General features: G+C 59.3%; 20 protein-coding genes and 1 pseudogene. All 21 read right to left on the bottom strand.

Annotated features, from left to right (window positions below; translation table 11 throughout):
- Positions 1-19: 19 nt before the first annotated feature.
- Positions 20-2,221, bottom strand: a complete 2,202-nt coding sequence (locus tag ACFPM8_RS16545) for an ATP-binding protein (protein ID WP_378998990.1) — start codon at positions 2,219-2,221, stop codon at positions 20-22.
- A gap of 51 nt (positions 2,222-2,272) precedes the next feature.
- The gene (locus ACFPM8_RS16540) at positions 2,273-5,131 is read right to left on the bottom strand and encodes a hypothetical protein (RefSeq protein ID WP_378998987.1); all 2,859 of its coding nucleotides are present in this window, start codon (positions 5,129-5,131) and stop codon (positions 2,273-2,275) included.
- Complete coding sequence (locus tag ACFPM8_RS16535) at positions 5,128-5,976, bottom strand: hypothetical protein (protein ID WP_378998985.1); 849 nt, start codon at positions 5,974-5,976, stop codon at positions 5,128-5,130. Before ACFPM8_RS16535 ends, ACFPM8_RS16540 begins: the two co-directional genes overlap by 4 nt.
- Complete coding sequence (locus ACFPM8_RS16530; protein ID WP_378998983.1) at positions 5,977-6,987, bottom strand: phage tail protein; 1,011 nt, start codon at positions 6,985-6,987, stop codon at positions 5,977-5,979. It abuts the gene before it with no gap.
- The gene (locus tag ACFPM8_RS16525) at positions 6,984-8,117 is read right to left on the bottom strand and encodes a hypothetical protein (RefSeq protein ID WP_378998981.1); all 1,134 of its coding nucleotides are present in this window, start codon (positions 8,115-8,117) and stop codon (positions 6,984-6,986) included. The genes ACFPM8_RS16530 and ACFPM8_RS16525 overlap by 4 nt, the downstream gene beginning before the upstream one ends.
- A gap of 5 nt (positions 8,118-8,122) precedes the next feature.
- Positions 8,123-11,242, bottom strand: coding sequence for a baseplate J/gp47 family protein (locus ACFPM8_RS16520; RefSeq protein WP_378998979.1), 3,120 nt, complete (start codon positions 11,240-11,242; stop codon positions 8,123-8,125).
- Positions 11,243-11,253: 11 nt separating this feature from the next.
- Entirely contained in the window at positions 11,254-11,472 is a 219-nt protein-coding gene (locus tag ACFPM8_RS16515) for a hypothetical protein (protein WP_378998977.1), read from the bottom strand.
- A 14-nt stretch (positions 11,473-11,486) separates the two neighbouring features.
- Complete coding sequence (locus ACFPM8_RS16510; RefSeq protein ID WP_378998975.1) at positions 11,487-11,876, bottom strand: GPW/gp25 family protein; 390 nt, start codon at positions 11,874-11,876, stop codon at positions 11,487-11,489.
- Between the two features lie 2 nt (positions 11,877-11,878).
- Positions 11,879-12,292 (bottom strand): PAAR domain-containing protein, encoded by a 414-nt coding sequence (locus ACFPM8_RS16505; protein ID WP_378998974.1) that lies wholly within the window; start codon positions 12,290-12,292, stop codon positions 11,879-11,881.
- Positions 12,293-12,302: 10 nt separating this feature from the next.
- Positions 12,303-12,923: a phage baseplate assembly protein V gene (locus tag ACFPM8_RS16500; protein WP_378998972.1), complete on the bottom strand. Its 621-nt coding sequence runs from the start codon at positions 12,921-12,923 to the stop codon at positions 12,303-12,305.
- Positions 12,920-13,963, bottom strand: coding sequence for a phage late control D family protein (locus ACFPM8_RS16495; RefSeq protein ID WP_378998970.1), 1,044 nt, complete (start codon positions 13,961-13,963; stop codon positions 12,920-12,922). Before ACFPM8_RS16495 ends, ACFPM8_RS16500 begins: the two co-directional genes overlap by 4 nt.
- Positions 13,956-14,600 (bottom strand): CIS tube protein, encoded by a 645-nt coding sequence (locus tag ACFPM8_RS16490; protein ID WP_378998968.1) that lies wholly within the window; start codon positions 14,598-14,600, stop codon positions 13,956-13,958. The genes ACFPM8_RS16495 and ACFPM8_RS16490 overlap by 8 nt, the downstream gene beginning before the upstream one ends.
- Positions 14,600-16,144 carry a hypothetical protein gene (locus ACFPM8_RS16485; RefSeq protein ID WP_378998966.1) on the bottom strand — a complete coding sequence of 515 codons (1,545 nt, stop codon included), beginning with the start codon at positions 16,142-16,144 and terminating at the stop codon, positions 14,600-14,602. The genes ACFPM8_RS16490 and ACFPM8_RS16485 overlap by 1 nt, the downstream gene beginning before the upstream one ends.
- A complete protein-coding gene (locus tag ACFPM8_RS16480) occupies positions 16,144-16,617 on the bottom strand; it encodes a phage tail protein (protein WP_378998964.1) in 474 nt (157 codons plus the stop codon). Before ACFPM8_RS16480 ends, ACFPM8_RS16485 begins: the two co-directional genes overlap by 1 nt.
- Position 16,618: 1 nt before the next feature.
- Positions 16,619-16,786, bottom strand: a pseudogene (locus ACFPM8_RS16475) (DUF6760 family protein); the annotation flags it as partial.
- A gap of 11 nt (positions 16,787-16,797) precedes the next feature.
- On the bottom strand, positions 16,798-17,154 hold the full coding sequence (locus ACFPM8_RS16470) for a hypothetical protein (protein ID WP_378998963.1): 357 nt from the start codon (positions 17,152-17,154) through the stop codon (positions 16,798-16,800).
- 15 nt (positions 17,155-17,169) lie between these two features.
- Positions 17,170-17,616: a phage tail protein gene (locus ACFPM8_RS16465; RefSeq protein ID WP_378998962.1), complete on the bottom strand. Its 447-nt coding sequence runs from the start codon at positions 17,614-17,616 to the stop codon at positions 17,170-17,172.
- Between the two features lie 40 nt (positions 17,617-17,656).
- A complete protein-coding gene (locus ACFPM8_RS16460; RefSeq protein WP_378998960.1) occupies positions 17,657-19,261 on the bottom strand; it encodes a phage tail sheath family protein in 1,605 nt (534 codons plus the stop codon).
- A 7-nt stretch (positions 19,262-19,268) separates the two neighbouring features.
- Positions 19,269-19,844 (bottom strand): carboxypeptidase regulatory-like domain-containing protein, encoded by a 576-nt coding sequence (locus ACFPM8_RS16455; protein WP_378998958.1) that lies wholly within the window; start codon positions 19,842-19,844, stop codon positions 19,269-19,271.
- Positions 19,841-20,458 carry a Pvc16 family protein gene (locus ACFPM8_RS16450; protein ID WP_378998956.1) on the bottom strand — a complete coding sequence of 206 codons (618 nt, stop codon included), beginning with the start codon at positions 20,456-20,458 and terminating at the stop codon, positions 19,841-19,843. Before ACFPM8_RS16450 ends, ACFPM8_RS16455 begins: the two co-directional genes overlap by 4 nt.
- Positions 20,459-20,460: 2 nt before the next feature.
- Entirely contained in the window at positions 20,461-21,360 is a 900-nt protein-coding gene (locus ACFPM8_RS16445; protein ID WP_378998955.1) for a hypothetical protein, read from the bottom strand.
- Positions 21,361-21,382: the final 22 nt, after the last annotated feature.

Below are 21,382 nucleotides of genomic sequence, written 5' to 3'. Positions count from 1 at the left end.
AGTTGTCGCGTCCCCTGCTCTAGTCATCGTCGCCCCAACTAAAATCGGCGGCGTTGAATACCTTGCCCAACTTGTGATATTCGCGTTCGGTGGCTTGCAATACATGGCGCTGACTTACCGTTTGCCGCTCGGCCGCCGCCAGGAAGGCAGCGCTGAGGGCGATGTTGTTGATGTTGCCGCCGCTGAGCGGCGCTCTTTCCGCCAGCAGCGGAAAATCCAGGTCGCCGGCCAGCGGCGTCGCCGGCGGAAAGGCGTTGCGCCATAACTGCAGGCGCTGGGCACTGCCGGGGAACGGGTATTCGATCATGAACTTGAAGCGCCGCATGAACGCCTTGTCCATGTTCTTCAATAAATTGGTCGACAGGATCACGATGCCCGGATAGGTTTCTATGCGCTGCAGCAGATAGCCGGTTTGCAGGTTGGCGTAACGGTCGTGCGCGTTCTTGGTTTCGGTGCGCTTGGAAAACAGGCTTTCGGCTTCATCGAAAAACAGCACGATGTTCATGGCCTCGGCCTGGTCGAATAATTGCGCCAGATGTTTTTCCGTTTCGCCGACATATTTGCTGACCAGATTGGCGAGGTCGATTTTGTACAGGCCGAGATTGAGTTCATTGGCGATGATAGCGGCGGCCATGGTTTTGCCGGTGCCTGAGGGGCCGTAAAACAGCACGCACAGGTTTTTGCTGTTTTGGTTCTTGCTATCGAAGCCCCAGTTTTCAATGACTTGATGCCGATTTTGCGCGTACTGCAAAACTTCCAGCAACCATTGCCGGGTATTGGCAGGCAACACGATGTCGCTGAAACGGTAAGCGCTTTTCACCTCTTGCGCGACGCTCAGTTGCTCCTTGTTGCTTTGCTCGCGACAGGCGTCGAGCAGCAGCTCGGCCGCACTTTCGGCGTCGGGATTGAGCAATTGGCGGCTGGCGGCTTCTTTCACCACCGTCAGAATTTGTTCCTCCGTGAACGGGTAATTGTTAACCAACTGGGCCAGCGTCGATTCAGCCGGCTTGAAGCCCAGCGACGGCAGGTGGCGCTGCCAAATACGATGCCGCATTTGGCTAGCGGGAACCCGGCTCTTGATCAGGATCGGTAGCGCCCGATGCGCGCTGTACTGGTGCGCCAGGTCGCTCAGACGGCGCGCCGGGCCGTTTAATACCGCCAGGTAGCGTTGACTGTCGAGCAGCGTGTTGCACACCTCGTCCAGCAAATCGTCGGCACTGTCCGGCGTACTTAGCCACTGGCAATGGACCAATACCAGCACCCGGTTGCACAGCAGCGCATCGCGGCACAACAGGCGCAGGCGCGCAGTCAATTCGGCACGATTGTTTTGGCCGTTGAGATAGGCTTGCCAAATGGCTTTGCCGTCGAGCCGGACGCAGCTCATGCCGATTTGCTTGAAGACGGCGGCGCACAGGCTTTGTTGCAGCGGCAAATCCGGCCCTTGCAGGTGCAGCAGATAGCTGGCCGGGGATACTTGGTCGCTGCCGGCGCGCGCGATGAAATTGGACAGCTGTTGCAGCACCGCGTCGTCGACCAGATGATCGGCCAGCGGCAGCGCGCTGTCGATCTCATCCAGCGCTTGTTCCAATCGTAGTTGCGGCGCGGCGCGCGCCAGCAGATACGCGCTGATGGCGGCAGTGAGCCGGTAGCCGCCGGCCAGCGTGCCAAGCCGGCAACCGGCCGCCAGTTCGATCAAATCCCAGCGGCGCAAGGCAGCGTCGCTGAATAGGCGTTGCTGCAGGTCGATGCGTTCGGCCGGACCGCCGACTAGCATCAAGACGGCGCTCGCCAACGGCGTAAAACTGGCGTCGCCGGCGAGCTCGTCGGTCAGCGCCTGCAACATGACACGGTAGCGCGGATCGATCTCTGCCAGCAGAGCGCACAGCAGCAATTCCTGGTCGCGCCGTTCCAGCTGGAACAGCAGCGTCAGATGCACCCATGGCAAAAACACCTGGGCGCGGACGCTGGCAGCACTGCGTCGCTGCAGGCGATCCCACTGCCGCTGCAACCCGAGGTTGAGTTGTTCAAGCTGTTGTTGCAACTGAGGCGGTTGCCGGTACAGCGCAGCGACCAGGTCCTGCGCGTCCGCCGGACTGGCTGTCGGATCGGCGGCCGCCTGCCGCACCAGCAGAGCGCGCTCTATCATGCTGTCGCCAAGCCGGAGCAAGGCTTGCAGCAAGTCCTGGTTGTCGCGGTAGGCGGCGTTGTCAGTAGTGGTCATCGATGCTGAATCCTTGCGGTTTGGTGATATCGACCAGCTTGGTGCGCCACCCTATCCTTCATCGCCGGCTTCGTTCTGCCTTAGGTCGTCGCCCGCCAATATGGCCGCTGCTTCGGCTTCAGCCAGCTTTGCGTTCGGCGGCGGCGGGCCGAGCGGGATCCAATAGAACTTAAGCGGCGGCGCCTTGCCGATGTCGGCGTTCCAAGTCAATTTAAGCGTCCAGGTCTCGCCTTGTTTGACCGGCATCGTGAAGGAGCCGGGAACCGGGATGGAGATAGTCTTATCATCTTCGTTGCCGTTCGACGTCTTAATTTGATAGGCGAGCGCGGTCGCATGCACAATACTGGTCTGCTTGCCATTGTGGCTGGTAGTGCCGGCCAGACTGCCGCAATGATTTGCCTTCCAAATCGGCTGGCCGATGGCGGCCATCACATAGCCATCGCTGGTCGCTACCTGCTCGAAGCTGGTGCCGCCTTTGATCAACGCTTTTTGATCGTAGGCCACCCGGTTGCCGATGATTTGCACGCTGCCGTCGGCATTGATCGTGGTCCCGGCCACCTGCATTGCCTTGCTTTCCAAAGTGGCATCGCTGACGATATTGCCGCCGGCATGCAGCGCGCCACTGCCGAAACTGACATCGCCGTTCACCTGCAGTGCATATCGACTCTGGATTTGATCCAGCGGCAGATTGATGGCGACCGTATTGGGAGTGGCGACGACGTGGTTGGTGGTGATCACCAGCGCCGGCGGAATGTCCTGCGCCTGGGCTGGCGGCAGCACGGTGTCGCCGCCATTGGCGCTGATATGGGCCAGCAGCGATGGCGTCACGACATAGGCCGAAGTCGCGGCGGAAAAAGTCGCGCTGCCCACCTTTTTGCCATTCGGCAGAATCAGGCTCAACTCCGTCTGACTCTTGACCGCCTGCACATACATGGTTTGCGGCTGCGTCGTATCGGATGGCGGAATGACCTTGACATCGAAACGGTCGATGATGATTTTTCCGCCCACCACGAACTTGTCCTCGTCGCCGAAATTGGTGTCGATGCCGGTCACTGTGCTGCCGTCGCTGCTGATCTTCCCGGTTCCGGCCTGCTTGTCGCCGCCGGGCGCTTGATAACTGTAGGCCGAGTTCGACAGCGCGATCGGCAGTGGCTCCTTCAGTATCAGTTCGGTGCCGCTGATGATTTTCGAAATGACGCCGACCTGCTCGACCAGCATGCCGATGGTAATCGTGTCGCCGGCCGCGACCTGGTCCAGGAAGGCAGTTTGGTACCCCTGCAACACACCATCGCTGATGGAAGTTACCAGGCCTTTGCCGATAAACGACTGGCCGCCGCCGACGCTGAGGGCCGCCAGCGGCTTGTTGTTGCGGATGCCGACATTACCGTCGGTATAGTACAAATTGCCGGTCGACGTGCGGCCGTCGGTTTCGAGAGTCCAGTAGTTGGCCATCGCCGGCAAGTTCGTCAATTCGGAGCCGTCGCCTACAAAACTCTTCGCATGCACGGCGCCGTTGACATCCAGCGTCGCCTCCGGAGTGCGATCTGCCAGCGCGATGCCGACTTTACGATCGGCTGTGATAAACAATGCATGATGGCCGGTGCCGGCGGATGCCTGCTTCCCCAGTTCGACCGTGCCATCGGTATTAATGCACAGAAGTTCGTTGACTTCCAATTCATCCGCCTGGATTTTGCCGTTGACGTCCAGCGTCGCCTCCGGATCCCGATCCGACAGGTTGATTCCTACCTTACGGTCAGCTGCGATGAACAACGCATGATGGCCGCTGGCGCCGCGACCAGTGCTGGCGCTTGCCTGCCCCCCCAGTTCGACCGTGCCATCGATATTAATGTTGAGAAAACTGTTGCCACTGCCGAAGCGTGCCAGCGTCCCTCGGATATAAGTGTAAGTAATGTGATCCAACGGCGGATCAAAAGCAGATTCCACCGTGACCTGTAGCAGCTCCTGATTGACGGCGGTAATAGTGCGACGCTGGTCCAGCCAGAAACTGGCTCTGCCGTTGTTCACGGTCGCTGGCGGGTCCGAGATCAGCACATCGCCGACCTGGAAAAACGGCGTCGGCGGCTTCGATAGCGTCACCAGTTCACCGGTGGAAGTCAACACGCCCTGTCCCTTGAAGGTGATCGCCTCGACTTGCAAATTGGCTAGCGGCTGGTCGCTGCCGATGCCGAGATTATTGCCCGTGGTCACAAGTCCCATGAACTGGCTGCGCGCCGCATCCACTTCCAGATACGCTTGCTGGCCGCTGGTTTCTCGCTTGGCCCTGATGCAGGGATAGAGATCGTTGTTGTCCTTGGCATCGAAAAAGCCGTTCAGGGAATTCGGCATATCGGTTTTGTGGACGCCGGTGCCTTCGGTGATGAAATTCAGCGCGCCCAACGATGAGCCGACGTAACGCCGTTCGATATTGCCGGAGCGATAGGTCAACTGGTTGATCGTGTCCTTGGTGGCAAAGCCGATAACCGCCAGCAAAACATTCAGGCCCGGCTGCTGCAGATTGCGCACGTACTGAATCCGTGGCTGCTCGACGATCCGCTTATAGCCGGCGACGCCGGTTTCGTCGTTAAGGTCGGCATACACGTTGTCGTAGCTAATGGTCAGGAAATAATTCGACCCTGACATCACATCGACCAATTTCACCACCTGGGGCTGCAGCAAGATGATTTGGCGGCCGAGGCAATCTATTGCCATGCCCGGACTGACCTCGACTTGATTGCTGTTGCTTTCGGCATCCCAGAAAATCTCAAGCCCGGACGCAATCCCGTAGGTATACAGGCTTTGGTTGTTATAGCTTTGCATCTCCATGTGGTACTGCTGTTCGCAGATGAAGTCGGCAGTCAGCAAGGCTTCGCCGGCGAAATAATGCGGCCGCTGGATCAATGAACTGCTCATGGTGTGGTCCGATCAGGCTTTTTAATGGTTAAGGAATCGGGCATGGCTAACCAGTTCACCTGCGTCGACAGCGTGTCGTCGGTGCGGGTCTGCACCGCGCTCAGGGTTAGCGTGCATTGACTGCTGCTGACGTGATCGACGTTGATCGCATAGGGGGTCGGGCCGAGTACCGTGGCATGGACCTTGGGCGGCGCATTGAAGGCCAGACTCTTGTCCGCCAGGTAAAAAACCGGCAGCGAAACACTGTCGCCGGGCTTTAGCAGCGTGCGGGTATCGACTATCACGCTGCCCTGCAGGGCAGCGTTCAGACTGGTCTCGACGCTGGCGTGAAGCGTGCCGCCCCTGTTTAGTTTAGCCGGCAGTAAGCTCTCCACCGGCGCCCTCCTGTTCTCGATCTTTGTAATTCTGCCGTCAGTCAGGAACACTTCTGCCAACAGCACGGAGGCATCAAGTTCAGAAGTCGACAACGGACCATTTTTCAGCACCGCAGCCTGATTGACGACGTCGGGGGAACCAGTAACGTCGGGCGGATACATGACATACAAGTTATAGCTATCACCGGGAATGGTCGCTGGCGTCAGCAAAGTGCCGGGAGAAGTACCGGGAAAGATCAAGAAATCGCCGTTAGCGTTGATTGCTGTGCCGGGGGCGACCCACCACATATGGCTGCTGTCCTCGGTGACGGCGAGACCACTCAGCACCCCCGGCGTATACAGGCATCGATTCTGCAACCGAATCCAATTCGAAAAATAATTCTGTTCCACAGTCATGTTTTCCGCAGTAAGAAACATGCCGTTGTGATAGTTAAGACGCCGTGCGATTTCAGATGGAATGGATGTGCTCATTTAACTTTCTCCTTTGATCCCCAGTAGAGTATTGACGCCGAGTGTTCCGGCATTGCATATCTTTGTTATGTCGGTGGTGCTCTCCATTCGCCTGACGGTCTCCATTCGCATGCTGGGACGAATGCGGATGGTGAATTTGCTGGCAGCGGGTTTGACGCTGGCCAGCAATTGCTGCAATTGCTGTTGCAGCAGCAAAATTTGCTGCACATTTTTGAGGGTCAAAACAAAGTCGCGTTTGCCGTCGTTGGGCAAAATGATCAGCACCTCGAACAACCACGGAAAGTAGCCAGATACCACTGGCGTGTCCGGCTGGTAGCGGTCTTTCACGATAAACGCAGTGCTGGCCTGATCGCTGACCTTGATGCAAGGCGGGGTTGGATTGCTGACCTCTACCGATATCGGCCCTGAGATCGATACGGACTCGCCCGCCTTGTACTGAACGCCGATAATCGTCAACGGCAGATCGAGCAGCAGGTCGATCAACATTTTCAAGCCCTGCGGCGTCCCGCGCAGCCGGTACAGCGCCAGGATTTGCGCTATCACCCGGCGTTTTTTATCAATATCCCAACGATTGTCCGGCGTCAGGTCGACCCAGCCGCCGAGCCAGTTTAATAAACCATTGAGCCAGGCTTGCACCGCATCTTGCGAGGACGCCGCGGACTGTTGGCTGCCGGCGAAGCGCGCCAGCGGATCGCTTGGCGTCGGCACCCCGATATAGCTGTCGAGTTTGGCGAGGATTTCCTCCTTTTCCTTCTCCGGTTTCACGCCGGAAATCGGCGGCATGAACTGGGTGTCGGCCGGGTCGAACAAGAACCCGAGACGCGGATAAAACAGGTTGCCGATCACCTCGCTGGCCAGCAATTCCTGGATGCCGCGGCGGCCTCCGAGTTTGTCGTCGTCGATCCCGCTCAACAGTTTCTCGAATATCTTCAGATAGTCGCCGACGAACTCCGAACCTTTGCCGCCGTAGATGGCCGGCAGATAACGCAGGTAGCTGGACGCTTCGCTCATGGCTGCTGACGCTTGACGGTGATGTCAAGGCAGCGCAAGCGCGGAAAACCTTGGTACAGCATCGCGCTGCGGCCGGCGGGAAAACTGGCCAGCAAGGTGTTGGCGCCGAGTTCCGCCATCTGGTCGAGCATGACGGTGGGAATGTGGTTGAGATTGAACGTTTCCAGCGCCGCAACCCCCGGCACGCTCAATGCCAGCTGCTTCAAATCGTCGGCGCTCGGGGCTTGCCCATAGCGCCAGCCTTGGCCATCGGGGCCGCCATCCGGCTGCAAATAGGCAAACAGCGATTGCATCGCCGCAGCGAGCGTGACTGCCAGTTCGGTGTCGGCGCTGCATAACATCGACAAGCTCACATCGATCGCCGTCAATGGCGCCATGCGCACGCGCAGCGCGCTGCCGGCAATCACGCGCGGCTGCAAATAGGTACCGACCTGGTCCAGCAAGGTTTTCTCTTGCTTGGTGCGATCCCGCGGTTGCAGCAGCAACAGGCGGCGCATGGTAGCGCCGGCGTTGCCATATTGCTGCCGGTTGGGATAGTCCGGGAGTTGGTATTCCCGCGGCGCGTCGCTCAAGATATAGACGACGCTGGCTTGCTCCGCGTTTTCCGCGTGTGCCTGTTGTACATACAGCGGCGGGTCGCCATCAGCATGAGCCTGTTGCTGCTCGTGGAGCCAGGCGATCTTGCGATTGCTTTGCAGCGCCAGCGCTTCGATATTCGGCAGGGTCAAGGCCAGATACGGGCTTTGCAGATACGACAACACTTCTTTCTGCAAGGTTTGCTTGCTGTGCTTTTGGCCTTGCTCGATTTGCGCCAGCAACGCTCGCAAGTCCAGAAAATCGAAGTCGGGATTTTTTTTATCCTCGGCCACCAGGCTGTACTCGGTTTGATTGGTACTGAAGGCCAGCCCCAGCACCCAACGCAAGAAATTTTCATCGGTCAAGGTCGGGATCCGGTTCGCTTGATACAGCAGCGACTCGTCCAGCCAGGCCAGCAATTGCAACATGGTGATGCCGGGATCGCTATCGTTATAGTCGGTCCACAGCTTGGTGTATTGCGGAATCCGGCGCATCAAGTCCGTCACCAGTTGCTGGTAGCTCTTGCTGTCCAGATTCGGCAATTCGAAGGCCATAGTCCTTACTCCGGATAAACCAGGACGGAGATAGCCCCGGCCACCGGCAACTGGGTCGGCAGCAAAGCGATATCGCCCTGTTGCCGACCGTTCAGATTCAGGGCCAGCACCGCCTTGACCTGCGGCAGCTGGCGCAGGAAGCGGCTGACAGTCAAGGCTTGCACGGTTTGGCCGAAGCGCCACCCCTGCTGCTCAAGGCCGCCGAACACCGGCTGCAAAAATGCCTGGAGCTGCCGGACGATGCTTTGTTGCAGCGCGTTTTTTTGATCAGGCGCGATCTTGACCGCCAGTTGCACGCTGACGTCGATCGCCACGAAATCCGGCGCCTCGGTGCTGATGCGCGGCGCTAGCGGCGCCAGGCAAACCTGCTGCAGCGCAATCCGCACCTGATTCAAGATTGCCGGGCTGGTATGTGGCACAGGCGCATCGCTGAGCGCCAGCAGCGCCACGCGGATGCGCTGATCGGGAGTCTCCACCGCCCGCGCCTGCGCTACCTGCTGACAGGCTTGCAGCGCCAGCACGCTGAGTTCGCCGAGTTCCACCGCGTAACCGTTGGCCTTGATCAGCGCCGGGCTATGCCGGGTGATGTCGGCTACCGTGTCGCCATCGACGCCGCCCGCCGCTGGCGCCGGATTGCTGACGCTGTCGATATTGTTGATGCCGGGCCGCGGCATGGTCAGGCGGCCGGCCGCCACATTGCCCGCCAAGCCTTGCGTGTAGTCGTAATGCGCGGCCAGGATATTGTTATAGCCGGGCGGCGGAATCATGCCGTTATAGCCGTCGCCGAAAGTGATCAAGCCATTCTGGCAATCCAGCATGTAGACGCGGTCGGCGGGGCCGCTGAAGGCAAAATTATCGACTGCTTGCCACTGGCGCCTGATTTGATCGCTGCCTTGCGCACCGTCTCCCTCGTCTCCCGCACTGTCTTCCTCGCTCCCCAGATCCGGTGCGGCCTCGCCCTGCCCAGCCGGATCGAGCCCGCGCGTTTCGATCACTTGCAGATCCAGATTCGGCAGCAGCGGCGTGTTGTTCAGCTTGAAGCTCTGCGACGGCTGGGCATTGCTCGACCCTAGCACTTCGTCCTCGACGCTGGTGATATTGCTGGCCATCACCGTGTTGGGGTACATCCCGTAGATGCGGATGGTGCGCTGGACCAGCGGATTATTGATGCGGAACCAGTAAGCGCTCTGCGAATACAGATAGGCCGCTTGCATGGTCGCCGGCACGATGAAGCTGACGATCCCGGAATGGCTCAGGCCATCGCTGCCATCGTCGACCGCCAGCGCCTGCCATGCCTGGCCGTCATGGTATTGCCATAGCAGTTCACCGCCCGGCTCGACACTTTCCTGTTGCAGGTAAAAGTACAAGCTCAGCTTGTTGCCCAACGTGTATTTGCCGAAATCGTCAGGCGTGAAAGCAAAATAAAACCCCGTCAGCACTTCTTCCACCGGCTTGAACGGATGGAACACGAAGGGACTCAACTCAAACGCGTTGTAACTCCAGTAGCGACTGGGCGCTGCCGAGTAGCTGTAACTTATTTGCAGCGACTGGATGTAAGGCGGGCAAAACTCTGCCTGGTTGAATTGATAGGAAAAATTCACGCCTTCGACATCGTTCAAATAGGCGGTCACGCTATTCTTTTGCGCCGGCGTCAGGATGGCTGCGGGAATGCGGGCTATGGTGTCGGCCACGCCGGCGGTCACAAAACCGCCCGCCTCGCCATAACCGCCGGCCGCGATCAGCGCTCGTATCCATAACCCGGTTTCGCCCGCCACGCTGGTTTCGCCTATCGCCGGACATAGAAACCGTATCTCACAAGGGCTGGCGCAACGCAGCTTATTGGTCGTGTCGGCAAATTGATACTGCCTGGCCTGGACGTCGGTCTGATTGAACGACTGCCACTGCTTGCCATCCCAGAATTGCCAGTACAGGGTCACCGGATATTCGCTGGCGACGGCGGTCAGCTTGAACGAGATCCTGACTTCTGCGCCTTGCCGGGAAAAGACGTTGTCGCTACGGATATAAAAGGCGTCGTTGATTTGCGGCGTTTCGCCGAACGGGTAAGCGCCGTTCGCAATGTCGAGCAACACGACGTTGAAGGCCGCCTGTTGCGGCTGGATCAGATCGCCCTTGAAGGTGCATTGCAGACCGGTGATGACCGGCAGTTGCTGCGTCAGCGAAGCCAGCACCTTGACTTGCGGACCGGGTTTTACCAACAGCCAGTACTCCGGCTGCTGCTCCGATGCCGCTTGCGGGGCGTCGGCAAAACCGGCGCCGGGATCTTCCTGCGAATAGAGTTGCCGGTGCAAGCGGTCTATGCTCAGCGGCGGCGCCAGCGGCTTTTGCTTGAACGTGATCTCCAGTTTCTGGGCGTCGGGCCAATCGCGCAACTGCACGCTCAACGGCGTCATTGCGCCATCGCACCATTGTTCAAAATAGTCGCGGTACAACTGCTTGCCATGCAATGTGACGGTGATGCTTTGCAGCGCCGGGTCGGGCTTGAACAACTGGCTGTCGCCCATGATGAACCAGTGCCCCAGCGGCTGTTCAAACGCCCCTCCCGGCTCCGCCGCATCGTTGGCGACGAACAGCGGCACGCTTAGGTCGCTGTCGGCGGCGGCGCTCAGCACCGGCATCGCATCGATATATTGGTCTTGAGCCGGGATGATGGTCATCGCCGCGCACAACTCGGCCGGCACCACCAGCAACTCCTGATTGGTCTGGAAGCGTATGGTCTGCGCATCGGCAGCGAGGACTGCGGCTTGCGCCGGTATCTGCTTGGCCGGCTGCTGCGGTTTGAGCTTGAACTGGAGCGGTGCCTGCGCCGCCAGCGGTGCTCGCAATTGCATGTTCAGGAAGCGGAAAAACGCCTGCCGCCTTTGATCCGGTATCCGGTTCTCAATACCGGCGGTATAGCCCGCCAGTTGCGCGAACAGATTCAGCAATACCAATCCGGGATCTTGATTGACCGCCTGCGCTATTGCAGCGGCGTCCTGCGGCTTCAGCGGAGGCGTCAATGCCGACGGCCAGTATTTGCTCCATTCGGGCGTGTAGATTTGGGCCAGCTCCAGCGCCTGCTGATAAAACTCCCGGGCAGTGCGAAAGTCCAGAATCGGGTCTGTCATAGGCATCCGATTTATCTTGCGATGTGCATGGCGCGCTCCTGACTGGACACCGGCTGCTCTTGCTGCAACTCTTGTTGTAGCTCTTCAAGCACCTGGATCGCGCCGCTGATCCTGAGCATAGTGTTCTGCAATTCCCGTTGCTGGGCTTCGAGGCTGCGCAGTTGCCCCTGCCCGGCTTGATAGTTGTCTTTCAGCTCCTTGATCCTGGCGGCGATGCTTGCTTGATCCATACTTGGCTCCTGCTCTATTTAAGATAAAAAGGAAACACCAGATTGCCCGGCTGATTGCGGTCCCGAATCAGGTAATCGACCGCGATTTGCAGGCAGTTCGGCTGTTGCGGCGCAATGGTGACGTTCACTTGCAACGTCTGAATCCTCGGCTCCCACTGGTTCAACGCCTGCGTCACATACAACTGCGCCAGGCTGACGGCGGTGGCATTGCCGGCTGCGAACACCAGTTCATTGATGCGGCAGCCGAACGTCGGCAGCATCACCCGTTCGCCGGGCGCGGTTTGCAAAATGATCAAGATCGCTTGCCGGATGTCTTCGCCGTCGGCCGCGAACAACACCTGGCCGGCATTGATGGCCACCGGATGCGACCAGCCCTGTCCCAGGAAATCGCTGCTGGCCGCCATCGTCAGCCTATCCTCACGGTACTCAGGCCCAGCACCTGCACCGTCGACGGCGGCGCCTGCGGACCGACCGGCGGCATGTCGTGGCAGGTCTCGCAGATATCGCCGGCGCGCGCCGCCGGCCGGCCGTTGATGCGCACCGTCATGCTGCCCAGCACGACCCGCCCGAGGTTGGTCGGCGGCACCTGGAACATGCCGTTGGCAGGGATATGCGGCGGCATGTTTTGCGCCATCGACCCGACTGTGGCCGCCGGGCGGCTATTGATGCGCACGTTCAGACTGGTGTTGAGCACAATCCTGCCGTTGAACGGAAACGGTTGCGGGGTCGACACCGGACCGCCCGGACTCGGCACCATCACGATATGAATGTCCGCGCTGTTGACGATGCTGTCGCCCTGCTTGGCTGCACCTTGTCCCATATCCGTCCCTTCAATTCAAGTCAATCATCGCGGCCGACAGCTTGATGCTCTGCCCGCCTTGCAGCTTCATGGCGGCATCCGACAACTCGGCTTTGACGCTGCCGGCGGTATTTTGAATAATCACCTTGGCGCCGCTGATGGTTAGCCGGCCTTTGGCGCTGATCTCAAGGTCGCCCTCGCTGCTGATGGAAATCTTGTCGCTGGCGGTATCGATCACGATGCGATTGTTGCGCTGATCGACGATGGTGATGTTTCCCCGATCGGAGTCGTCCAGCATGATGGTTTTGCCGCCGCGGCTCTTGATCACGCGCACATCCTGTTGCTGGGACTTCTCCAGAGGCGGCTTTTGCTGCCCGTTCCACATGAACCCCAGCACGTACGCCTTGCTGGCATCGCCGTCGGCAAACGCCAGCAGCGCCGAATCGCCTGCTTGCGGCAAAAAAAACGCGCCGTAGCCAGGGCCGGCGGAGCAGCTGACGATCTGCAGCCAGTCCGATTCGATATCCTGTCCTTTCAAAACGAACCTGACCTTGACCCGGCCCAAGCCCTCCTTGTCCCTGGTGTCGGCGACCGTGCCGATGGTCACGCCCAGCGCCAGGCCGCCTGAAGAAAGTGCTTGATTCAGCGTCATATGCCGCTCCTCCTGAGTTTCAAATCGGTCCGGTAGCCGTCGTTGACATCGTAACGATGCACGCTGGCCGTGATGTAGTAGATGCCGTTGAAGCGCGGGCTCAGGCCGCTCAATTTGACGTTGACGCCTGCCACCAGGCCGGGATCGCCGAGCACGCTGGTGCGGCCTTCGATGAATTGATTCAGGTGGCGCTGATACTGCGCAGCAGCGACTTGCTGCAATGCCTCCGGAGTGTCGATGTTGGGGCGTTCAAGCTGCATAGCCGACGTCGGGAAATCCTGCGCCAGCTGATAGCCGCTTTGCTTGCCGCCCATCTTGCCTTGTGCGGTGCCGGACGACACCGTCGCCGTCAGCACCCTATTCGATGTGACGTCGTATCCTTTTACGCTGACCTCCTGTCCCATGGTGGGCAGTCTCAGGATCAGGCTGATCTCGCCGGCGTCGTCGGGATAGTTCAGCGACTTGGTGGCGCTGGCGCCGGCGGCCGACGGCCGGAACACCAGAGTGGTGTCGTCCATCTGCAATTCATAATTCAATTGCTCGCAACGCCCCAGCAGAAAATCGTAATCGGATAAATTGTTCTGCAGAACATAGCCAACTCTCAGGCCTGGGTTGCCTTCCGGCCTGACGGTCAAGCCCGCCGAGCGTGCCAGCTGCGCCACGATCTCGCTGTCGTTCATATCGCGGTAGGTCCTGCTGCGCGTGCCGAATTGCAGCCGGTACAGGCGGTCGAAGCCGTGGATGGTGACGCTGGAGTATTCGCCAAAATGCGGTTCGATCGCGGTAATCTCGCCGTTGACCATTTGCTGCGTCATGTCGAGGCCGAGAAACACCGTGATTTGGTCGCCCGGCTTGAACAGGTCCAGGTTGATGTCCTGCCAGCCGCCGCCGGACGCCACGCTGTTCAAGGTAAAGCTGAACATGGTCGGCACATTGATTTCTTGTTCGACCCGCACGCTTTGAATTGCCGCCATCACCGACATCGGCAAGGCGCTATTGTTCTTCAAAATCCTGAAGCTTCCGGTTTTTACGCTAAGCATTAGCGACCTCGTTAAACGACTCGCCGTGGGTGTCGATAATCACCAGCATGCGTCCGATATCGGTGCGGCCGGGGAAATTCAACGGATCGTCAATCTGGTTGGCAGCGGCGATCAGGCGCCATTGATTGGGGTCGCCCAGCGCCTGCTGCGCAATCAGGTATAGGCGATCGTTTTCCTTGACCTGCCATAGCTGGCGGCAATTGAACTTGCCTTGCGCCCGTTGATCCTCCTCCGCCGTCAGCACCGCCTTGAAGGTTACCGACAGTTCCGCCCTGACCGGTATGCCGGAACTGAGGAACATCGTGAACTTTTGGTCGAGCTTGGTGATCATGCCGACGAATAAAGGACCGGCCCAGGTGAATACCAAGACCGGCGGTTCGCGCCGTTCGGCATGACCGACCGTCGGCTGGGTCAGCGCGACGATCTTGTTGGTCTTGGCGCGCACATCGGTTTGCTGTTCGTAGGTATCGAAAAACAGCGACAGCGTCAAGTCGTCGTCGACAACCCGCTGAAACTGGATCTGCGAGCCATGCCCTTTCAACATCACCGTCTTGTTCAGCGACAGTTCGGTCGGGTTGTACATGACGGGGATTTCCTCGCCGGTTTGCTGCACCACGATCTTGGCCATCTCCAGCATCAGCGTCCTCCTTTACGGTAACGATCGATGGCGGCGCGTTGTTCTATCGTGGCGTGAATTTTTCGCGCCAGCGACTGCAACAGTTGCGGCGACAACAACGCATCCTCCACCGCGCCGCGGACTTGTTGCTGGCTGTGGCTGTGATGCATGATCTCGCGCACCACCTTGGTGTGCACCGTGTGTTCGATGCGCTCGATCTGGCGTTGCACATCTGCTTGCCGGACTTGGTTCGACTGCCTGAAGGCCAACGCCGAAGCAGGCCCGGGACGGTAGCGGCCGAGTTGCGACAACTGCTCTGCGGCAGCTACCGCGGCCGGGGCCGGTATGGCGGACGAGGCGGCCGCAACAGCTCCAGGCTGCGAAAGGTGCTGCAGCATGGAAGGTCGGTGGCGCCCGTTGCCGGCGACCAGACTACGCGGCGACGGCGCTGACAGAACGGCGGTCGGCCGGATGTCTTGCCGCTGCCGGCGGCGTCCGCCAACGCGTGCCTGTTGCTGCGCCGGCGCAGCATGCTGGCGACCGGTATGCCGTTGCCGCTGGAATAACTGGTGTAGTGCGTGGAAAACAGCTACGCCAGGTTCGCGCTGCCGTCCAACATCCGACCCGGCCAGGTAGCGGTATTGCCGCAACTGCGTCTGCGTCAACTGTTGCGAGCGCGCTGCGGCGGACGGGGCTATGCGCAGCGGTCCGGACTGCCGGCTGACGAATCGCAGTGCAGGCGCAACGCGCGACTTTGGCGTGGCCGCTGCGGTCGGTTCTCTTCTTTGTTGTAGATCGAATTGCCGCGTCCGCCCAGACGTTTGCCTGCGCCATCGGCCGGCGCTGACAATGCTGTCGGCGGCAAGCGTCGCGTAAGGCCTGCGATTGCCGCGCTCGGTCAAGCGCTGCGATATGGTTTGCTGCGGCTGTCCGCTGGCGGCAGCGGCGCCGATGACAAACGGCGATATGAATGTGCGATGGCTGCGTTCGATCAAATTTTGTATAAGCGCAGGTCGCCGCGTGCCGCGCAATGATTGCCTCGATGGCTCGGATCGCGCGCGCGATGCAAGCAGCACCAAGCGTTGGGCGGCGCCCTCGAATCCACCTCGCATGCCTGTAACGCCAGCCGCATCGGCGCTCCGGAAAAGATAAAACAGGCTGGATTGTCCGCTCTCGTGCGGCACGCCGGCAGCGCCCATCTGACCGGTCGCGACCGGACGTTCAGGCATGCGCGACGGCAGCTGCATGCGCTTGCGCCGTCGTAACGGATAGCCCGGCGCCAAACTACCCGGACGCGACAAGCGTGGCGCGCTATGGCTCTCGCGCCGCCGTTGCATATCCGGTCGACCGATACGCAATTCGACGGAGCGGATCAAGTGGTAAAGCAAATGCAGCCAATGCGCAGGCGGTGCCGGATCGACTGATGCCGGACGCGCCGGCTGAAGGAACGTCAGATTCAAGGCTGGATGAATCGCCGGCCAACCGATACGCTGGCCGACCAGCCGCAAGCCGCTACCGGCGGCGCACGGCAAACGCATCGAGGCAATCGGCTGCCGAGCCACCATCAGGCAAAACCTCCGCCGATATTTTTCTTGATTCCCTCATGCGCCAGCGTAAAATTCTGGCTGGCGACCAGGTTTTGCGCGGCGTCCAGGCTCGGCCCTTGCCATTCGATCGGCCAGGCATTGTAGAAATTCCAGCTGACTGTGGGCCTGCCCTGGTCGTTCAGCAGATAGATGGACCCGTTCAAACGCTTGATCTCGCCGCGCATGCTGGCCTGATACCACAACCACATCGGGTCCAGCGCGGTGATCCCGGCTTTCAACACCAGGTCGACGTAAGTGACCTGCCCCGGCAATTTGTATTCAAGATCGTTGACCCCGCCCTGGCGCACGGTCTTGACTTCGATTTTCGATTGCAGCCCTTCGATCGACGTAAAGCCGCCGACCACGATGCCGCCCAGCTCCACATAAAAATTGTAGGATTTAAACGGATTGGCGCGAGGTCCGGCCTTGAGCATCGAGGATCCGATAGCCATGTCACGCTCCCAAATCAAGAAGGTTTTTCTGCCGCTCGTCGCTATTCATGGTGTGGTTGATCTTGCTGATTTCCTCACACCAGCGGCGGCGCTCGGCATGTTCCATAGCCAGAATCTCCCTGTACGACCAATGAAAGTGATATGCCATGAAGGCGATCTCCGCATATAGCTGGTCGGGCGCTACAGGGAGCCGCGCTTCCCCAAAGGCTCGAAGCTTTCCATCTGCACCACCTTGTCGTCACTCTCGACCTGGTTGATGCGGTTATACAAATCCTGAAGATAAGAAAAATCGGCAGAAAACAAATCCTCGATGACCTTGGTATTGACCATGTCCAGGCTGCCCAGGCGCACGATCACCCTTGATAAGACGATGACGCTCAGATAGGCCGGGTTGTTTTGCACCCGATGGTCTTTCAGTGGCAGGATTTCATCGCCGGCGGTCGCCAGGCGCATCACGCCATTCTTATGCAGATTGCCGTCGCTGTCGCGATATCCGAGCGGCAGGGTAAATTCGATTTCAGTGCTGATTACGTCCATGTTTGCTTCTCCTGGTTAGGTCACTCTGGTCATGTACTCAATGGTCAACTCGAAAGTTTCGACCATCACGTCGCTGCTGGCCGCGTTCAGGCCGGTACTCTCGTATTTGCTGGGCCAGGCGTTGATCACATTCCAGCGTGCCTTGGCGGCGCCGCCGGCATCCAGCAATATCAACGAGATGTTTTTTTGCGCGCCTTTGGCGGTAGAGCCTTGCGCGGCAACCAGCTGGTGCCAGTTGTATAGCTCCATCGAATCGGTCAAACCTTTTTTCAGGCTCAGCTTGCCGTAGGTACTCAGCCCCGACAGCGAGCGTTTGTATACCGGATCGGTGCCCTCCCGATACTCGACCGTCTCTATCGTGCTGTCGGGTATCGTGGCCTCGGAAAACGCCGCCACCTGGATCCCCGAAATTTCCAATTGAAAGCGGAAGCCGCGGTATGGATTGCTTAATTGTGTAGCCATGGTGATGCTCCGGGATCAGGTTGGTTTGGAAAAAACTTGCTTAAGAACCGGAGTCCGGACCAGCGATTTTTTGCGACATGCGAATGATCACGAACTCGGCCGGAAACACCGGAGCCAGGCCGACATCGATGTACAACTGGCCCAGCATGCGGGTCTCGGGCGGGTTGTTGGAGGCGTCGCAAGTCACAAAAAATGCTTCCGCCGGGCTCGCGCCGAACAGACCGCCCGCTTGCCACAGCGTGGTCAGGAAGGCGCTGACATCGCGCGTCACCGAGGCCCAGGTTTGCTGGTCGTTCGGCTCGAACACCACCCACTGCAAGCTGTTCCGAAAGCTTTGCTCGACATAAATGAACAACCGCCGCACGCTGACATAAGTCCATTCGCTGCCGGCCGCCGCCAGTGTGCGCGCGCCCCAGATGGTGTTGCCGTAATTGAGGAAATTACGGATCGCGTTGATGCCGTTCGGATTCAAGAGGCCTTGCTCGTTATCGGTGATCTGGCTTTGCACCTGCACCACGCTCCTTAACGCGCCGTCATTGACCCCGGCCGGCGACTTCCAGGCTCCGACGTTGATGTCGGTGTAGGCGTAGCGCCCAAGCACCGGGCCGGACGGCGGGATCGGCACATTGGCGCCGACCATCGGGTTGTAAATCCAGACCCAGGGGTAATAGATGGCGCCATAGTTGGAGTTCAGCGCGGGTATCGTGGCGCTGCCAGCCTTGAAACTGCCGATCTTGTCGACGTCGAGGCCGAACGGCGGGTCGCTGACGAAAAACAGATTTTGTACTTTCTCGCAGTACCCCAGCGCGATATTAATCTCGGTCGCTTGCTGCTGCTGACTAGGTTTGCCGCTTTTGTCGACCGCATTGACCGTATCAGGAATTGCCAACAAACTCACTCCCTGCACTTTGTCCAAGGTCTCGGTGGCGCTCTTGAAACTCCAGCTCGCCGCCTTGCCTCCAGCAAGCGGGGTAACGCCATTAGGCGGGCGCGTCTTGCTACCGGCTTTTAACTCCGCACGCACGAACATCGACGTAGCGTCGATTCTGGTTTTCAGCGCCTCGCTCATGCTTGCCTCGGTAAAGCCGTTGAGGGTCTCAAGCACGTAATAAGACTTGTCACCGACAGGTTGCGGTTGCAGGTTGTTTTGTGCGACATACGCCTTCAAGGTATCGATGGAAGAGTCGGTCGATGGTTTGTCGATGGCATCGCGCTCGACCACAATGCTGAGGTCGAACACCGGCGATTTGTCGTCCTTGGAGCCGTTCGCGCTACTGATCGCAAATTTCAGAATATTGGCCCAGGTGCCGGGCGTGACTGCGGTCAGCGTAATGTCGCCAGCCTTTCCTTTAGCGAGTTTGTCTTTCCCGTCCCCGTTCCCATCCTTAGCCCGCACCACGTAGCAAACGGTGCCGCCTTCGTTAAAGAATTCGAACACCGCCCACGACACCATGCCGTTCCAGACCAATCCGCCGAAATGGCGCTGGTAGGCGTTCCAACTGGTGATCAGCGTCGGCTTCTCGAACTCGCCTTTTTCGGTGACGCCGATGAAGGCCGCGGTCGAAGTCGAGGCGCCCTGTATGCTGCGGGCGCCGGGGACTTCTTGAATATAAATGCCGGGGTGAGCGTAGGCTGCCAAGATCATTCCCTCATCATAATTTGTGCATTTCGATGTCCACAAACCGCATGGCTGCCGGTTCCAGCAGCAGTCGCTTTTCTACGGTCGCATAGCCTGCCTTGCTAAAACTCACATCCACCGGCGTGCCGGCGGCCAGCTTGCCGCCCAGCGCCAGTGCGTAGCGGCCGTCGTATTGACCGTAATCCGAGCTCTGCGTGGCGGCGCTCTTCGGCTCGCCGCGCCAGTTTTGGTAGTTGGCGCCGATTGCCACCCCGGCCAGCGGCTTTGCCGCGCACAGCACCTGGCCCCGAATCAGCGTGGTGCCGGCCGGATACGGGTACAGCGGGCTGGGCTCCAGATAACAGGGAACGATGGCGTCCGCCAGCGGCAAGCGCAACGGCACCTCGAACCTGATCTGCCGTTCAAAGAACAGCGGATAACTGATCGTCAGCTGATAGTCGCCATCCTCCAGGTCGCTGAACGCATAAAAAGCCTGCGGCTTGGCCAACGGCGCGTATGGCTGTTGGTTGAGCAGGAATTTCGGCCTGAGACCCACCGCCGGCGCCTGGCTGAAACCGTCGATCAACTGCACCACGGCGCTCAGCTTCATGGCAGATTCCGATTCCGGTAGGCCAGATCGCTCTCGGTCACCAGCGCGCTTTGCAAGCTGAGTTCCGATGGAATGCGCACCGGCGTCAAGGTATACAGCTTGGTCAGCTTGTACGGATGGTTCGGAAAACCGGCCCAGATATTGCGCAAGGTCTCGCTCGATCCGACATCGGGCACGATTGCAATCTGTTCGTTGCCGCTGCGCTTGAGTACAGGGCTAAGCCATTCGCCGGACAACTGGCCGACGTCATGCAGCAGCCGCATCAGCTTATCCACCAGCACCAGCTCCAGCTCGGCCGACCTGGCATACGGCACCATCAGGTAATGCAGATCGACCACCAGCGGACTCGGCGTCACGGTCAGCGCAGCCGGCTGACTATCCGTGCCGGCCTGCCGGCTCAGGCTGGGCGCCAGGTTGCGCAGGTAGGGATTGATCTCGGTTTGATACAGGTACAGCGACAATTTGGTTTCGTCCTGGCTGTCGATCTCGCCCGGCGAATCGAACACCACTGCGGATTCCGCCTGCAACTCCGGGATGTAATGGCGAATCAGCTTGCGCAGCGACTCGCTGACGCTGCGCAAAACCTGGCCGCCATCGTTATTGAACTGACTCATCGCTACAGCGTAAATACAGTGTCGGTCTGGCTGACGATCTGCGGCTGCCGGTTTCCGACTTGGGCCAACACCGTCACGCTGCTGTCGCAGCTGGTCCTCAGGTAGATGTAATTCAGGTCCTCCGGATACCAGGCAATATAGGTGTTCAGGTAAAACTCCAACGGATCGCCGCCATTGCCGCTGGTGGCGCCATCCGCAGGCGCCGCGGTAATGAACGAGACCGTATCGAAGCCATAAGACATCGATGCCAGCGGCAACACCCCGCCGTGCGTACTAGCCAGCCGGACCCCGCCGGCGTCAGAAAAATTCGGCCCCAGCGACCAGTTGACCTTGCCCAGCCCTCGCTTCGCATTGACCATTAAGTCGACCTTGACGCCGGCCCGCGCGCCTTTGACGATAAAGCTGAGTTTGCGGTAATTTTTTCCATGCTGCACCAGCACAGCACTGATGCGGCCATTGCGCCATTGCACCGCACCCTGGGCGCCTATCGTGACCGTCACCACCGCCTCGTTGTTGAGCGTGCAGTAGCCCTGCAGATAATCGACTTTTGGGGCCACTTGCAAAAACAGCGTCAAGGTGAACGCATTGCTGGCCTGGTCGACCTCGCCGGTGCGGATCGACAACACCGCATTGTTGAATTCGATTTTCTTGATACAGGAATCGCTGTCGGCGCTCTCAGGCGCAACGTTGTACGAAAACCCGACACTATCGCCCGACCTGGCGCCTAACGACCACACCACTCCTACCGTGGTAAATGTGAAATTGATATTGGAGTTGGAAGCGACATCCTTGAATTGCAATATGACCGGCAGCAAGGGCAGCGGCTCGGGATTGGTCCCTGCCTGCTGCTCTGCGGCGAGCGCGACGGGTTCCGGTGGCTCAGCGGGTGACTGGGTCATCATCAACGGCCTTTCCTTTGTGAGT

Source organism: Paraherbaspirillum soli, assembly GCF_042654985.1.
Lineage (GTDB): Bacteria > Pseudomonadota > Gammaproteobacteria > Burkholderiales > Burkholderiaceae_D > Paraherbaspirillum > Paraherbaspirillum soli.
Note: the sequence above shows the minus strand (reverse complement) of the source record. Positions and strands in the feature narration are given on the sequence as shown.